General features: G+C 72.9%; 14 protein-coding genes and 1 pseudogene. 9 read left to right on the top strand and 6 right to left on the bottom strand.

The window, feature by feature from the left end:
- The first annotated feature begins 138 nt into the window (after nucleotides 1-138).
- From BGP03_RS11135 to BGP03_RS11120, 4 genes are all read left to right on the top strand, one after another.
- Nucleotides 139-441, top strand: a complete 303-nt coding sequence (locus BGP03_RS11135; RefSeq protein ID WP_296371186.1) for a DUF6412 domain-containing protein — start codon at nucleotides 139-141, stop codon at nucleotides 439-441.
- Nucleotides 442-502: 61 nt separating this feature from the next.
- Entirely contained in the window at nucleotides 503-1,249 is a 747-nt protein-coding gene (gene yidC / locus BGP03_RS11130; RefSeq protein ID WP_296371184.1) for a membrane protein insertase YidC, read from the top strand.
- Between the two features lie 65 nt (nucleotides 1,250-1,314).
- Nucleotides 1,315-1,968: a TetR/AcrR family transcriptional regulator gene (locus BGP03_RS11125; protein WP_296371183.1), complete on the top strand. Its 654-nt coding sequence runs from the start codon at nucleotides 1,315-1,317 to the stop codon at nucleotides 1,966-1,968.
- Nucleotides 1,965-2,741 carry an SDR family oxidoreductase gene (locus BGP03_RS11120; protein WP_296371181.1) on the top strand — a complete coding sequence of 259 codons (777 nt, stop codon included), beginning with the start codon at nucleotides 1,965-1,967 and terminating at the stop codon, nucleotides 2,739-2,741. Before BGP03_RS11125 ends, BGP03_RS11120 begins: the two co-directional genes overlap by 4 nt.
- Nucleotides 2,742-2,763: 22 nt before the next feature.
- On the opposite strand, the gene BGP03_RS11115 is transcribed toward BGP03_RS11120, so the two are convergent.
- Genes BGP03_RS11115 through BGP03_RS11105 form a run of 3 tightly spaced genes read right to left on the bottom strand, consistent with a single transcriptional unit; the run spans nucleotide 2,764 to nucleotide 5,488 of the window.
- Entirely contained in the window at nucleotides 2,764-3,999 is a 1,236-nt protein-coding gene (locus BGP03_RS11115; RefSeq protein WP_296371179.1) for a cytochrome P450, read from the bottom strand.
- The gene (locus BGP03_RS11110; RefSeq protein WP_296371178.1) at nucleotides 3,996-5,123 is read right to left on the bottom strand and encodes a thiolase family protein; all 1,128 of its coding nucleotides are present in this window, start codon (nucleotides 5,121-5,123) and stop codon (nucleotides 3,996-3,998) included. Before BGP03_RS11110 ends, BGP03_RS11115 begins: the two co-directional genes overlap by 4 nt.
- Nucleotides 5,120-5,488, bottom strand: a complete 369-nt coding sequence (locus tag BGP03_RS11105) for an OB-fold domain-containing protein (RefSeq protein WP_298798754.1) — start codon at nucleotides 5,486-5,488, stop codon at nucleotides 5,120-5,122. Before BGP03_RS11105 ends, BGP03_RS11110 begins: the two co-directional genes overlap by 4 nt.
- Before the next feature lie 181 nt (nucleotides 5,489-5,669).
- Between BGP03_RS11105 and BGP03_RS11100 the strand changes: the two genes are divergently transcribed.
- Together BGP03_RS11100 and BGP03_RS11095 are read left to right on the top strand one after the other, a co-directional pair.
- Complete coding sequence (locus tag BGP03_RS11100) at nucleotides 5,670-6,776, top strand: LLM class flavin-dependent oxidoreductase (protein ID WP_296371174.1); 1,107 nt, start codon at nucleotides 5,670-5,672, stop codon at nucleotides 6,774-6,776.
- Between the two features lies 1 nt (nucleotide 6,777).
- Nucleotides 6,778-8,157 (top strand): AMP-binding protein, encoded by a 1,380-nt coding sequence (locus BGP03_RS11095; RefSeq protein WP_296371172.1) that lies wholly within the window; start codon nucleotides 6,778-6,780, stop codon nucleotides 8,155-8,157.
- A gap of 156 nt (nucleotides 8,158-8,313) precedes the next feature.
- Here BGP03_RS11095 and BGP03_RS11090 read toward each other — a convergent pair.
- Nucleotides 8,314-8,667 (bottom strand): annotated as a pseudogene (locus BGP03_RS11090) (DUF664 domain-containing protein); the annotation flags it as partial.
- 89 nt (nucleotides 8,668-8,756) lie between these two features.
- A complete protein-coding gene (locus tag BGP03_RS11085; protein WP_296371171.1) occupies nucleotides 8,757-10,664 on the bottom strand; it encodes an NAD(P)/FAD-dependent oxidoreductase in 1,908 nt (635 codons plus the stop codon).
- Between the two features lie 112 nt (nucleotides 10,665-10,776).
- Here BGP03_RS11085 and BGP03_RS11080 point away from each other — a divergent pair, with 112 nt between their 5' ends.
- From BGP03_RS11080 to BGP03_RS11070, 3 genes are all read left to right on the top strand, one after another.
- The gene (locus tag BGP03_RS11080; RefSeq protein WP_296371169.1) at nucleotides 10,777-11,415 is read left to right on the top strand and encodes a nitroreductase family protein; all 639 of its coding nucleotides are present in this window, start codon (nucleotides 10,777-10,779) and stop codon (nucleotides 11,413-11,415) included.
- Nucleotides 11,416-11,491: 76 nt separating this feature from the next.
- A complete protein-coding gene (locus tag BGP03_RS11075) occupies nucleotides 11,492-12,994 on the top strand; it encodes a class I adenylate-forming enzyme family protein (RefSeq protein WP_296371167.1) in 1,503 nt (500 codons plus the stop codon).
- Nucleotides 12,991-13,584, top strand: coding sequence for a TetR/AcrR family transcriptional regulator (locus tag BGP03_RS11070; RefSeq protein ID WP_296371165.1), 594 nt, complete (start codon nucleotides 12,991-12,993; stop codon nucleotides 13,582-13,584). The genes BGP03_RS11075 and BGP03_RS11070 overlap by 4 nt, the downstream gene beginning before the upstream one ends.
- A 158-nt stretch (nucleotides 13,585-13,742) precedes the next feature.
- Here the strand turns inward: BGP03_RS11070 and yidD are convergent, their stop codons facing one another.
- The gene (yidD, locus tag BGP03_RS11065) at nucleotides 13,743-14,357 is read right to left on the bottom strand and encodes a membrane protein insertion efficiency factor YidD (protein WP_298798758.1); all 615 of its coding nucleotides are present in this window, start codon (nucleotides 14,355-14,357) and stop codon (nucleotides 13,743-13,745) included.
- Between the last annotated feature and the right edge of the window lie 69 nt (nucleotides 14,358-14,426).

Raw genomic sequence — 14,426 nt, 5'->3', positions numbered from 1 at the left:
CGCCGACCCGGACGAGCTCATCGAGCGCTGGGGGCTCCATCGGCGGGCTCCGGGCTCCCGACCGCCACCCTGGCGGGCCCGGCTGCCCGCGGTTTCGGGCCGGTCCCGGTCCCCTCCCCTGCGGGTAACCTCGGGCGCATGCGGGAGGCGTGGGCTCGGTCGGCGGCGGTGCTGCTCGGCGTGTTCCTGCTCCTGGGCGCGTCCACCGAGCCGTCCGTGCTGCTCGCGGCGGTGGCGGCCGGGGTCATCGGCGCGGGGCTGCTCACCGCGGTCGTCCGGTGCCTGCTCCGGGTCCGCCCGGTCCCGTCCACCGGACCCGCCGCCGCCCTCCACGCGCACCTGCGCGCCCTGGCCCGCCGCGGTGTCCCCCGCCTGCGGGATCCCGACGCCGCAGGCCGCCGCCGTTCCCGAGCGCCGTCCGGGCTCCTCCCGGCGGTGTAGGCGCTCCACCTCCCACCGCCGGACTCCGCGTCCTCCGTTCCGGCTTCCCGTGGGAGTTCCCGTGCTCGATCCTGTCTACGTCGCCGTCTCCTTCGTCCTGTGGTGCTGGCACCAGCTGTTCGGCCTGCTGCTCGGCCCGGTGAGCGGGGCCGCGTGGGCCCTGTCCGTCGTGTTCCTCGTCCTGACCCTGCGTGCCCTGCTGATCCGCCCGGCCCTGGCCCAGGCCCGCTCCGGCCGCGCGATGCGGGCGCTCGCCCCGCAGCTCGCGGAGCTGCGCCGCCGCCACGCCGGCGACCCCGCCCGTCTCGCCCGGGAGACCGCGGCCCTGCAGAAGGCCAACGGGGTGAGCGTGTGGAGCACGCTGCTGCCGGCGGTGGTGCAGCTGCCCGTCGTCCTCGGCCTGCTGCACGTGCTGCACGCGATCGCGGCGGGCTCCACCGACTACGCGCTGGGCGCCGGCGAGGTGTCGTCGTTCCTGGCGGCCCGGCTGTTCGGGGCGCCCCTGTCGGGGTACCTGTCGATGCCGCAACAGGCGCTCGACGCGCTCGGTACCGGACGCCTCGACGTCGCTCTCGTCGCGGTCCCGCTGATGCTGCTCGCCGCGGCGGCCACGTTCTTCTCGGCCCGGCACGCCGCGAGGCAGCCGGACGCGCCCGCGTACCTGCGCTGGACGCCGTGGGTCCTCCCGCTCGGTGCGCTCGTGGGAGGTGCCTTCTTCCCGTTGCCGATCGGGATCCTGCTGTACTGGCTCACCCAGAACGTCTGGACGCTGGTGCAGCAGCACCTCGTGACCCGGGCGCACGTGTGATCGTGCGACGTGGTTGCCGACCCGGGTTTGGCTACGATCGGGTCCCCGAACGTCAGGAGCAGCCGATGCCCCGTCCGAGCCGGTGGCCGGAGATCCTGCTCGCCGCGGGCCAGGAGTTCCGCGAGCACGGATACGAGAACGCGACGCTGGAAGGCATCGGCGCCCGCGTCGGGATCCTCAAGGGCAGCATCTACAACTACGTCGGGAGCAAGGAGGAGCTGCTCCTCGCCGTCGTGGAGCAGCCCGCCCGCGCGCTGCTCGCCGAGCTGGAGAGGCTCGGGGCCGACACCAGCAGCAGCGTCTCCGTCCGGCTGCGGGAGCTGATCCGGATGCAGGTGCGCATCTTCAGCGAGTGGTACCCGGCGGCCTTCGTGTACCTGCGCCATCTCGGCCACGTCGTGCAGTCGCCCCGGTTCGCCGAGTTCCGGGAGATGGACGGCCAGTACATGGCCGCCGTCGAGGCGCTGCTCGCCGAGGGTGTGGCGTCGGGGGAGTTCTCGCTGCCGGGGGAGCCGCGCATGGTCGCGCGCGCCACCGTCGGGATGCTCGACTGGATGCAGCACTGGTTCACCCCGCGCGGGGAGGAGGCGGATCTGGAGCTCGCCGACGAGCTGTTCGCGCTGGCCCTGGGCGGGCTGATCGCCGGGGGCAGCATGCGGGCACTGGCCCGGTCGATGCCGCCGGCCGGGGTGCAGACCACCCTCGCGGTCGCCCCGTGAGCGCCGGACCCTCCTTCCGGCTCGACGGCCGGGTCGCCGTCGTCACCGGGGCGTCGTCGGGCCTCGGGGCGTTCTTCGCGCAGGTGCTGGCCGAGGCCGGAGCCGACGTGGCGATCGGGGCCCGACGCACCGACGAGCTGGACTCGGTGCGCGACGCCGTGCTCGCCGCGGGCCGTCGCTGCGTCGCGGTGCGCACCGACGTGACCGACCCGGCGGACTGCGACGCACTCGTCGACGCGGCCGTCCGGGAGCTGGGCGGCCTGCACGTCCTGGTCAACAACGCCGGCACGGGCTACGCCGCGCGGGCCGAACGCGACGAGCCGCAGCAGGTGGCCGGGCTGTTCGCGGTGAACCTCACCGGCGCCCTCCAGATGGCGACCGCGGCCGGGCGGGCGATGATCGCGGCCGGGGCCGGCGGGTCGATCGTGAACATCGCCTCGGCGCTCGGCCTGCGCCCGGGTGACGTGCCGCAGGCCGCCTACACCGCGTCGAAGGCGGGGTTGCTGGGGATGACGCGCGACCTCGCCCAGCAGTGGTCGGGGCGCCACGGCATCCGCGTCAACGCGCTGGCTCCGGGGTTCTTCGCGTCCGAGCTGACGGCACCGCTGCTGGCGCACGAGGCCGGTCTGGCCCGGGTCGTCGCGCGCACGCCGCTGGGCCGGGTCGGCCGGCTCGAGGAGCTGGCCGGACCGCTGCTGCTGCTCGCGTCCGACGCCGGTTCGTACGTCACCGGCGCCACGCTGTCCGTCGACGGCGGCTGGGCCATGCACTGATCGGGCCATGCACCGAAGCGGCTCAGGCGTCGAAACGCACCGGAAAGCGCTCCATCCCGCGCGAGAGCAGCACGGGGTGCCAGCGCAGCTCGCCGTCGTCGGGTCGCAGCCCCGGCAGGGCCCGCAGCGCGCGGGGGACGGCGATGGCCGACTCCAACCGGGCGAGCGGGGCCCCGAGGCAGTAGTGCATGCCGACGCCGAACCCCAGCTGGCGGCCCTGGCGGCGGGTGATGTCGAACCGGTCGGGGTCGTCGAACACCGCGGGATCCCGGTTGGCCGACGACGGGCAGAGGAACACCCGCTCGCCGCGGCGCAGCGTGTGTCCCCGCAGGTCGACGTCGGCGCCCATCAGGCGGGCCACGGTCTTCGCCGGCCCGTCGAAGCGCATCATCTCCTCCACGGCGCCGTCCACCAGGGACGGATCGGCGTCGAGCAGCGCGCGCTGGTCGGGGTGGTGCAGCAGCGCGAGCAGGCCGTTGCCGATCAGGTTGGTGGTGGTCTCGTGTCCCGCGAACAGCAGCAGCACACCGGTGGCGATGACCTCGTCGTGGCTCAGGGCGTCGTCGGCGTCCCGCGCGCTGATCAGGGCCGAGAGGAGGTCGTCGGCGGGCTCGCGTTCGTGCGCGGCGACGAGCCCGGACAGGTAGTCGGTGAGCTCGGCCATGCCGTGGGCGCCGAGGGTGTGCCGGTCGGCGTCGCCCATGCCGCCGAACACGAGCCCGGTGATCTGGTCGGACCAGTCCTTGAAGCGCGCCTGGTCCGCCCGGGGCACGCCCAGCATCTCCGCGATCACCGACGCCGTGAGCGGGTAGGCATAGTCGGCGATGAGATCGGCGCGGCCCGACCCGTTCCCGGTGACGGCGCCGAGCAGGCCGTCGGCGATCTCGCCGATCCGGGGCCGCATCCGGTTGACCGCGCGCGGGGTGAACGCGCGGCTGAGCAGCTTGCGCAGGCGCGTGTGGTCGGGCGGGTCCTTGAACACCATCCAGTCCTCGAGCACCCCGAACGCGGCCCGCAGCGCGGGGTCGGTGCCGGGCCCGTCGAGCCGGGCGCGGCGGTAGGGCGCGATCCGGTCGGAGGAGAAGCGCTCGTCGCGCAGGGCGTCGGACACGTCGTCGAAGCGGGTGACGAACCACGACCGGTACCGCGCGCTCCAGTGCACCGGGTCGTGCTCGCGCAGCGCGGTGAGCAGCGGATAGGGATCCGCCACGGCGTCGGGGCCCAGCATGTCGGCCGTCGCGAGGTCGAGCGCGGTCACGGCGCCTCCAGCACGGCGACCACACACGAGTTGCCGTCGAGCACGGACACGCCGCCGCCCATGGTCTCGACCAGCCCGAGCCGGGCACCCTCCACCTGGCGGCCCCTGGCCTCCCCGCGCAGCTGCCAGACGATCTCGGCGAGCTGCGCCAGCCCGGTGGCCCCCAGCGGATGCCCGCGCGACAGCAGCCCGCCCGACGGGTTCACCGGCAGTACGCCCCCCAGCGCGGTCACCCCGGCCGCGGCGGCCTTGCCTCCGTCGCCGGGCGCCACGAAACCGAGCGCCTCCGTGGTGACGATCTCGCCGATCGTGAACGCGTCGTGCACCTCGGCGACGTCGACGTCGGTCGCGTCGAGGAGCTCGGCCGCGGCGAAGGCGTCCATGGCCGTCCGCCGCACGAGATCGTGGCCCCACACGTGCGGGGAGCGGTGGTTCCAGGGCGCGCCGCTGCGCAGGGCGACCCCGCGCACGGTCACCTCGCGAGCCCCGCCGGTGGCGGGCGCGAGCACCGCGGCCGCCGCCCCGTCGGACGTGGGGCAGCACTGCAGCAGCGTCAGCGGGTCGGCGATCATGCGGGACGCGAGCACCTCGGCCACGGTGTGGCGGCCGGAGTACTGGGCGCGCGGGTTGTGCAGGGCGTGGGCGTGGTTCTTGACCGACACGGCGGCGAGCTGCTCGGGGGTGGCCAGGCCCAGGTGCAGGTAGCGGGCCGCGGCCATCGCGTACAGCGCGGGCAGGGCCAGCCCCGAGCGTCCTTCGGGATCGGTGGGCTCGGGTGTGATGGCCCCGGCGAACGCGGTGCTCATCTGCTCCAGCCCGAGCGCGAGGACCCGGCCGTGGCGTCCCGTGCGCACCGCCTCGTGGGCCTCGGCGAACGCGGTGGTGCCGCTGGCACAGGCGTTCTCGACGGTGACGACCGGGATCCCGGTGACGCCCATCGCGCGCAGCACGCGCTGGGCCACCCCGGGCGGGCCGAACACCGTGCCCACCCAGACGGCGTCGATGTCGTCGGTGCCGGCGTCGAGGAATGCCTCCTGCACCGCATCGGCGGCCAGCGCGACGAGGTCCCGGTGGGGTTGGCGCCCGAAGTGGGAGGTGCCGACGCCGTGCACGGCGACCGTCATGCCAGGACCTCGACCGTCACGTCACCGTCGGCGGAGGGCGGCGCGAGCCGGACGCGGCCGCCGATCGGCGCACCGGGGCCGGTGACGTGGGCCAGCACGCGCGGGCCGTCGTCGAGGTCGACGTAGGCGAGCACGTAGGGCGGGGTGCGCCCGGGCACCGGGATGCGCACCACGGTGGAGCTCCACACGGTGCCGTCCGGGCCGAAGGACGCGGGCCCGACGCCGGAGCGGCAGGCGGGGCACCGGGGCCAGGCGAACGCGGCGACCTCGCCGCAGGACGGGCACCGGATGCCCTCGACGCGGTACCGGCCGTCGGGGCCCTGCTCCACCCGGGGGCGGGGGTCGACGGTGCTCGGCTGGGACACCGCGTCCTCCGTTCGTCGGTTACCAAACTCTCGGTCGGTCACGAGAGTGCCTCCTTGAGCGCAACTCCGCAACGGTGAGGCGGTCGGGTGGCGGTTGACACCACGACGTGGTGCGCGCCACAGTTGCGGAGCCCTCGTAACCGAACCGCTGTTTGTGCTCACTCCAGGAGAGGACCGATCGATGAAGTTCGGGTTTTTCACCATGCCGGAGCACCCGCCGATCGAGAACTGGACGCTGTCCTACGACCGCGACATCGCCGCGATCGTGGAGGCCGAGCGCCTCGGATTCGACGAGTTCTGGATCGGCGAGCACCACACCGGCGGCTTCGAGAACGTCCCCGTCCCCGAGTACATGATCGCCAAGGCGTCGGCGGTGACCCACCGGATCCGGCTGGGCACCGGCGTGGTCAACCTGCCCTACCAGGACCCCTTCATGGTCGCGGAGCGCCTCGCGTTCCTCGACCACCTCACCCACGGCCGGCTCGAGTACGGATTCGGCGGCGGCGGCCTGCCCACCGACAAGGTGCTGTTCGGGCTCGAGCCGTCGGAGGCCGCGCCGCGCACCAACGAGGCGCTGGAGATCATCTGGCAGCTCCTGACGTCCGAGGACCCGGTCACCTACGAGGGCGTCTACTGGAAGTACGAGAACCGGCAGCTGCAGGTCGGGCCGTACCAGGAGGTGCCGCCGTTCGCGATCGCCGGCCTCACCGGCCTGCACAACTACGCGAAGTGCGGGGACCGGGGCTGGAAGCCGCTGAGCGTGCACTTCGCCCCGATCGACAACGGCAGCTACCCGATGCCCGACCTGGTGGGCATGGGCAAGGCCATGCTCGACGCCGGTGGGGCGGCGGGCATCGATCCGGCCGTCACGCGCGAGAACTGGCGCATCGTCCGCGAGGTCTACGTCACCGACGACAAGAACCAGGCAATGCGCGACATCCGCGAGGGCGTCAAGCTTTCCTACGACTATCTGCTCGGTCTCGGTCTCGGCGCGCTCATGAAGAAGGACGAGGCGATGCCCGACGCCGATCTCACGTTCGAGTGGATGGCCGAGAACATCCCGTGGGTCATCGGCAGCCCGGACGACTGCATCCGTCAGCTCCACGAGATCGAGGACGCCACCGGCGGCTTCGGCACGTTGCTGATCAACTGCCGCGACTGGGTCACCACCGACAAGTGGAACCGCTCGCTGGAGATGTTCGCGCGCTACGTGATGCCGCAGTTCACCAAGCGGGAGAACATGGCCCGCCGCCAGCGGCTGGCCAACGTGGCGCTGGGCATCTCCTGACGTGACCACCACCGGCGACCGGGGCTTCCCGAGGTTCTGGGACGAGGAGCGCGAGACCCTCGACCCGGCCCGGCGCGACCACCTGATCCTGGACCGGATACGGCACCAGCTGCAGTACGTGTACGCGGAGCTGCCGTTCTACCGGCGGCTCTACGACGCGCACGGCTTCCATCCCGACCAGGTCCGGTCGCTGGAGGACTTCACCACCAAGGTCCCGGTGATCACCAAGAAGATGCTGGTGGCCGACCAGCAGGAGCATCCCCCGTTCGGCAGCTACGCACGGCCGCTGCCGGCGGGGGAGATCGCCCGCATCCACGGCTCGTCGGGCACCTCGGGTGTCCCGACGATGTACGCCGTGTCCCGGGGCGACTGGGAGCGGGCGGGCGAGGTGCACGCCATGGCGCAGTGGTGCGCGGGCGTGCGGCCCGACGACATCGTGCAGGTCGGGTTCCCGTTCGGGCTGTTCTTCGGCGGCTGGGGCGTGGTCCAGGGCGCCGAGCGCATCGGGGCCACGCTGTTCCCGCTGGGCGTCACCGACTCCGAGAAGCACCTCGAGCTGATCGAACGGCTCGGGTCCACGATCTTCAGTGCCACCCCGTCGTACTGCATCCACCTGCTGTCGGTGGCGGAGCGCATGGGCATCGACCTGCGGGCGAACACGATCCGGCACCTCCTGGTCGGGGGCGAGCCGGGCGGCAGCCTGCCGGGCACGCGGGCGATCATCGAGGAGGGGTGGGGCGCCACCGTCGCCGACGCCGGATCGACGTCGGAGATGTACCCGTTCCAGACCAGCGTCGGCTGTACCGCGGGCACGGGCACCCATCTCTACACCGACGAGGTGTTCACCGAGGTCGTCAGCGCCGCCGACCCGAACGTCCCGATCCCGGTGGGGGAGCGCGGCGCCGTCGTCTACACGCACCTCTGGCGCGACTCACAGCCGATGATCCGCTTCGCCCCCGGCGACGAGACCTACCTCGCCGACGACCCGTGCCCGTGCGGGCGCACCTACCCGCGCCTGCCCGAGGGTATCCTCGGCCGGCTCGACGACATGCTCGTCGTCCGCGGCGCCAACGTGTTCCCGAGCGCGATCGAAACGGGTCTGCGCACGGTGCCGGAGCTGGGTCCGGAGTTCCGGATCCTGGTGCGCAAGGTCGGTGCGCTCGACGAGCTGACCGTGCAGGCCGAGCTCGGCCACGCCGCGCTCGCCCAGCTGGACGCCCTCGCTCCCGGCGACGGTGACGCCCGCCGGGCGGAGCTCGTCCGGCGCACGGAGGACGCGCTCCGTCGGTCGGTGGCCATCCGGGTCCCGGTGGAGCTGCTCAAGCCGGGCACGCTGCCGGAGACCACATTCAAGGCCCGCCGGGTCGTGGACGAGCGCTGATCGCCGGTCGTGCCGTCGGCCAGCTCGCGGAGGGTGACGCCGAGTTCCGCACAACCGGTGCCGCGGCAGGAACGGGGGCCGTGAGGTCGCCGGCGCAGCTATATCGAACGGCCGTTGTGCCGCGCGATCTCCTCCACGAGGTGGCGCGATCTCCTCCACGAGGTGGAGCAGGATCCAGCGCAGCGTGAACGGCTCGCCCGCACGCCCGGCGCGCACGGCCACGCTGTCCAGGCCCCGTGACGCGACGAGCGCCCGGTAGCGCTCGCTCCGGGCGTCGTAGGCGTCGAGCAGGTCCGCGATCGGGATGTCGACGGCGATGCGCATCTCGCGGTCGGGGTCGTCGTCGGTCCACGGGCCGTGGTCGTACTCGCCCGGGTAGCGCACCTAGAACCAGGAGTACTCCACCCGGCGCACGTGGCTGACCAGCCCGGACATCGTCATCAGGGGGCTGGCGGGCAGCGGGGCGGCCCGCGCGTCCGCCCCCGCGACGCCTGCGCACTTCGCGCGCACGGTGAGCAGCCGGGCATCGTCGTGAGCGTGGTGCGTTCGTCCCAGCTGGGGGGATGTCGGTGCGCGTCATCCGCGCAGCGTGTCAGCTCCTACCGCGCCGGCTCGACGGAGAATGCGTCCCAGTCGACGTGGCGCGTCATCGCCCAGTAGTCCACGATCCGCCACGGTAGCGTGCACACCACGCGGCCGGCGGCGTTGCGGTACCAGTTCTGCATCCCCGGGTGCGTCCAGATCATGCGGGAGTGGGCGTCGTCCTGGCGGGCGACGTAGCCGGCGTGCGCCTCCGGGCTGACGTCGACGGCGCCGAGGCCCTCGGTGACCATCGTCGTCAGGGCGTCCACGATGTAGCGCACCTGGCACTCGGCGATCGTGATGTAGCTGCCGCCGTGGCCGAGCACCGTGCCGGGCCCGCAGGTCAGGAACAGGTTCGGGAAGCCCGAGACCGAGATGCCCAGGTGGGCGTCGGCGTCGTCGGGGCCCCAGATGTCGCGCAGCGCCCCGCCGCGGCCGCAGACGTCCATCGGGTGCAGCAGCTTGTGGGTCTCGAACCCGGTGCACAGCACGACGACGTCGGCATCCACCGTCGTGCCGTCGACGCCCCGGACGCCGGTGGGGGTGACCGCGGCGACCGCTTCGGTGACCAGCTCGACGTCGTCGCGGCGCAGGGCGGCGAACCAGCCGTTGTCGAGCAGCATCCGCTTGCCGAACGGGGGGTAGTCGGGCAGCGCCTTGGCCAGCAGGTCGTCGCGGCCGTCGAGCTCGGCCTGCAGGTAGCGGGTGAACACGCGGCGGTGGGCGTCGTTGACCGCGTTGATCGACCGCTCCGGGTGCTCCCAGTCCGGGTCGACCTGCAGCGACGGGTGCACCCGGTCGTTGGTGTTCCACGCCAGCCGGGTGCGGTACCAGCGGCGGTAGAACGGCACGTGCTCCATCAGCAGCGTGACGGCGTCGTCGACGGGGGTGAAGTAGACGTCGTTGTACGCGGCCCACTGGGGCGAGCGCTGGAACACCGTGACCCGCTCGGCCGTCCCCGCGATGGCCGGCACGATCTGCATCGCGCTCGCCCCGGTGCCGATGATCACCACGCGCTTGCCGGTGACGTCGAGGTCGGCGGGCCAGCGGGCGGAGTGGAAGAGGGGGCCGGTGAAGTCGCCGAGGCCGGGCAGGTCCGGGATCTTGGGCCGGTTCAGCTGCCCGACGGCGGTGATCACGGCGTTGGCCTCGAGCGTCTCGCCGCCGGCGGTGGTGACGGTCCAGCGCTGCCGCGCGTCGTCCCAGGTGGCGGCGGTGACCTCGGTGCCGAAGCGGATGACCGTGCGCAGGTCGTGGTCGTCGGCGACCTCGCGCAGGTAGGCGAGCACCTCGTCGCGCTTGCCGAAGTGGGTGGACCAGGGCCGCGGCGCGAACGAGTACGAGTACAGGTGGCTGGGGGTGTCGACGCCCGCGCCGGGATAGGCGTTCTCCAGCCAGGTGCCGCCGACGTCGTCGTTCTTCTCGAGCACGACGTGGTCGATGCCGGCCTCGGCCAGCCGGATGGCGGCGAGCATGCCGGAGACGCCTGCGCCGATGACGATCACCCGGAAGTCGGTCGGGGGAACGGTCGGCGTCGGCTCGGCGGGGGCGAAGCCCATGTCGTCGGCCGCCATCTCGCCGTACTCGGCGGGCACCTCCTCGCCGACGGCCAGCTCCAGCAGCTCCACCAGCTCGGCGCCGGTGGGGGAGGGCACCGCGGGCGCCCGTCCCGCCGACCACGCCAGCACGGCGTCGGCGGTGGCCTCGCAGATCTCGTCGCGGACGGCGTCGCCGAACCCACCGGGGTCGTTGTCCTCCATCCCGCGGCTGCGCGTGGGGCGGTAGGGCTCGGCGAGCCAGCGCCGGTCGCCGGTGAGCTGGTAGAGCACCGGGACGAGCGAGGGCATGTTGGCGTGCCGCAGTGCCGCGGCGAGCGTGGCCCGGTCCGGGGCGTGGCCCGGTGCGGGCTCGGTGAGGACGCTCATGCTGTCGAGGCTAACCGCCGTTAGGGGGATGCGATAGATGAAGTCTTGACGTGGGTGTGGGTCGGGCCCATTCTTCGGACCCGTACCTAACCACCAGTAGGGAGGGCCAGCGATGGAGCTGACCGAGGCCATGCGGACGACCGGCACGTGCCGCTACTTCAGTCCCGATCCCGTTCCCGACGACGTCCTGCACGCCGCGTTCGACGCCGCCCGCTTCGGCCCGCAGGGCGGCAACCGCCAGCCGATGCGCTGGATCGTCGTGCGCGACGCCGCCACCAAGCAGGCGCTGGCCGATCTCTACCTGCCGCTGTGGAAGGCCTACTTCGACGGCATCGCCTCCGGTGACGTCAACGTCGGGGCGCTGCCGAGGTCGGTGACCGACGCGGACGCGTTCGCCGAGAACCTGGCCACGGTGCCCGCCATCGTCGTCGCCTGCGCGGAGCTCGCGGGCCTGCACCCCACCGACAACGAGCTGGGCCGGCTGTCGGTGGTCGGCGGCGGGTCGATCTACCCGACGGTGCAGAACCTGTGCCTCGCGCTGCGCGACCAGGGCGTGGCCACGGCGTTCACCACGCTGCTGTGCATCACCGAGCCGGCTGTGCGCGAGCTGCTGCACATCCCCGACGACTTCATCACCGCAGGTCACATCGCCGTCGGCTACCCGGCTCGCGGCTTCCCGACGAAGCTGACCCGGTCGCCCGTCGAGGAGATCGTGTTCTCCGAGACGTTCGACCGGCCCTACTTCACGTGATGCGGCTCCGCCGCCCGTGCGTGGATAACAGTGTTCCCGCCCTGATGTCCGCGCACGACCGGCCGGAGGCCGGATCGTGACCGCCGCGCACCACCGCACCCCGCTCGGGCGGGCCACGCTCGGCGACCAGCTCCGTCGGCACGCCCGCAACCAGCCGAACAAGGTCGCGTTCGTCTCCTACGCCCCCGAGCGCACCGAGACGACCTACGGCGAGCTGGACGCCGCCGCCAACCGCTACGCGCACCTGCTGCTGGGCCACGGAGTCGGCCGCGGGGACGTGGTGGCGGTGATGGCGCGCAACAGCGTCGACGTGGTGGCGCTCTACTACGGCACGCTCAAGGTCGGCGCCGCGCTCACCGTCGTCAACGTGCTGTTCGGCAAGGCCGAGGTGGCGCAGCAGATCGACCACGCCCAGCCCGTCGTGGTGGTCGCGTCCGAGGAGTTCGAGCCGCTCGTGCCCGGAGCGCCGCTGGTGTTCGGGCCGTCGCTGACCGCCGACCTGCCGGCCACCGAGCCCGAGTGCGACGTCGACGAGAACGACGTCGCGATGCTCGTCTACACCTCGGGCACGGAGTCGGCGCCCAAGGGTGTGCTCATCCCGCACCGCAACTACCTGATCTCCACGGCGCCCGCGTGGAGCTGGGGCCTGCAGACCGGCCCCGAGGACACCTGGCTGTTCGTGATGCCGTTCTTCACGATCGCCGGCCTGGGTTCCATGACCACGTTGACGCTGATGGGCGCCACGCTCGTCCTGCCCGCCACCGTCGACCCGTCCACCGCGCTGGGCATCATCGAGCGCGAGGGCGTCACCGTGATCGCGCAGACCCCGACGTTCTATCTCGCGCTGTCGGGTCAGCCGGACTTCGGGGCGGCCGCCGTCGGCACCGTCCGGCGCTGCATGACCTACGGCGGGCAGGTGGCGCCGGCGGCGATCGAGGCCTGGTCGGCGGCCGCGCCGGACGTCCGGTGGGGCACGTACTGGGGCCAGTCCGAGCTCTCCCAGCTGGGCACGGTGGGCTGGTTCGCCACCCTCGACGACATCCCCGGCGGTGACCCGTCCTGGATCGGGAAGCCGGTGACGCACCTGGAGACGCGCGTCGTCGACGCCGAGGGCCACGACACCGAGGTCGGGGAGCTGATCTGCCGCTCGCCGTCGGTGATGCTCGGCTACCACCGCGACCCGGAGAAGACCGAGGCCGCGCTCGGCTCCGGCTGGCTGCACACCCGCGACATCGTGCGCGTCGACGCCGAGGGCAACCTGTTCTTCCAGGACCGCCTCACCGACATGATCAAATCGGGAGGCATGAACGTGTCGTCGCAGGAGGTCGAGCGGGTGCTGCACACCCACCCCGACGTGCTGCGCGCCGCCGTGGTCGGCCGCCCGGACCCGTACTGGTCCGAGGCCGTCACGGCCTTCGTCGTCCCGCGGCCGGGCCGCGAACCCGACCCGGCCGCGGTGATCACCTTCTGCCGCGAGCAGCTCGCGGTGTTCAAGGTGCCGAAGGCCGTGCATGTCGTCGCCGAACTGCCGGTGGACGCCCAGGGCAAGGTGCTGAAGCGGGAGTTGCGGAAGGCATGACCGCTGTCTCCCGGACGCGCCGGGACGAGATCGTGGCCGCCGCCGCGCGCACCTTCGCGCGCGACGGCTACACCGCGGTCGGCATGCGCGACGTCGCCGAGGCCGTCGGCATCCGCGGCGCGAGCCTCTACCACCACTTCGCGTCGAAGGAGGAGATCCTCTACGCCGTCTGCCTGAGCGTCACGCAGGAACCGAACGAGCAGACGCTCCCGCTGCTCGACGCCCCCGGCACTCCGACGCAGCGGATGGCGGCGCTGGTGCGCGCCCACCTGGAACACCTGCACCGCCGCCAGGTGGAGCACCTGGTGGCCCTGCACGAGATGGCGTCGCTCACCCCCGAGCACCGGGCCGTCGTCGACGAGCACCGGCGCTTCTACCAGCGCCGCGTCCGCGACGTCGTCGCCGCGGGCATGGCCACCGGGGAGTTCGGCGTGCCCGACGCCCGCCTCGCCGCGTTCGCGATCTGCGACGTGCTCAACGGCTTCAGCAACTGGTTCCACGACGACCGCGACCTCGCGGTCGAGGACGTGGTCGTCGGCTACGTCGACCTCGTCGTGGACCGCCTGCTCCGACCGCGAACGGTCACCTGAAGGTGGGAGCGGCCGCGCGGGCGGCGGCATCCAGGTCGTCGAACGATCGGCCCGGAGCGGTCGCCAACCGGAATCCGCCGGCCGACGGCGACGACGGTGCGCTGTACAGGGTGTAGACAGCGGCGACCTGGTCGGCGAGCCCGCGCGGCCGAGGGTGGTCACGAGATCCGGGTAGCGCTCGCCCGGGGCCGGGCGGGCGGCCGGCCGGGGGTCGTGCGGTCGGTCCGGTACTGCGGGGCCGACTCCGGCGTCATCGGTCCGGCGCTCGGTGGTCGACCGGGCATGCGGGCTCCCTGGTGCTCCGTCGCCGGGTGTCCTGCTGATCCGCAGTTCCGCACCCGGCGCGCTGCGGCGGTGAGCCCGCGACGGGCCCCGAGCGACTCGACGGCCGCGGTCGCGTAGGTGCTGCAGCTCGGCGTGGACGGGCACGTGGGGGTGAAGCGGGTGAGGCGGCGGCGGTAGAACCGGAGCAGGGCGCGGACCACCGTGGCCCCGCCCCGCTCCGGTACGACGGCGGCGACGACGAACAGCAGCGACGACAGCCGGACGAACAGCAGGAGATCGCAGCCGTTGCAGCCGTCGCAGCCGTCGCAGCCGTCGCAGCCGTCGCAGTCGGGCAGATCGCATCCCGGCGTGCCGTCACACGAGCCGCACCCGTCGGATGCGGCGTCGGCGGCGTCGAGGCCGCCCCCGTCGCCCCCCGCGTTGCGCCGGCGCTCCTGTTCCTCGAGCTGTTTCTTCAGCGACGGGCCGGTGGGGTCATCGGGCTGCACCGCGGGAGTCTCTCCCACGACCCGGACAAAGCGGAAGATCGGTTATCGGGTTGACTGTGAACTGCGGCT

This window comes from Pseudonocardia sp. 73-21, from assembly GCF_001899645.1.
GTDB lineage: Bacteria > Actinomycetota > Actinomycetes > Mycobacteriales > Pseudonocardiaceae > Pseudonocardia.
This window is presented reverse-complemented; position numbering and strand designations above follow the sequence as displayed.

What these genes read in the sequence shown, in the direction of transcription:
- BGP03_RS11135 (WP_296371186.1), top strand. Translation starts at nt 139, where the DNA reads ATGCGGGAGGCGTGGGCTCGGTCGGCGGCGGTGCTGCTCGGCGTGTTC.
- BGP03_RS11125 (WP_296371183.1), top strand. Translation starts at nt 1,315, where the DNA reads ATGCCCCGTCCGAGCCGGTGGCCGGAGATCCTGCTCGCCGCGGGCCAG.
- BGP03_RS11110 (WP_296371178.1), bottom strand. Translation starts at nt 5,123, where the DNA reads ATGACGGTCGCCGTGCACGGCGTCGGCACCTCCCACTTCGGGCGCCAA.
- BGP03_RS11100 (WP_296371174.1), top strand. Translation starts at nt 5,670, where the DNA reads ATGAAGTTCGGGTTTTTCACCATGCCGGAGCACCCGCCGATCGAGAAC.
- BGP03_RS11085 (WP_296371171.1), bottom strand. Translation starts at nt 10,664, where the DNA reads ATGAGCGTCCTCACCGAGCCCGCACCGGGCCACGCCCCGGACCGGGCC.
- BGP03_RS11080 (WP_296371169.1), top strand. Translation starts at nt 10,777, where the DNA reads ATGGAGCTGACCGAGGCCATGCGGACGACCGGCACGTGCCGCTACTTC.
- BGP03_RS11070 (WP_296371165.1), top strand. Translation starts at nt 12,991, where the DNA reads ATGACCGCTGTCTCCCGGACGCGCCGGGACGAGATCGTGGCCGCCGCC.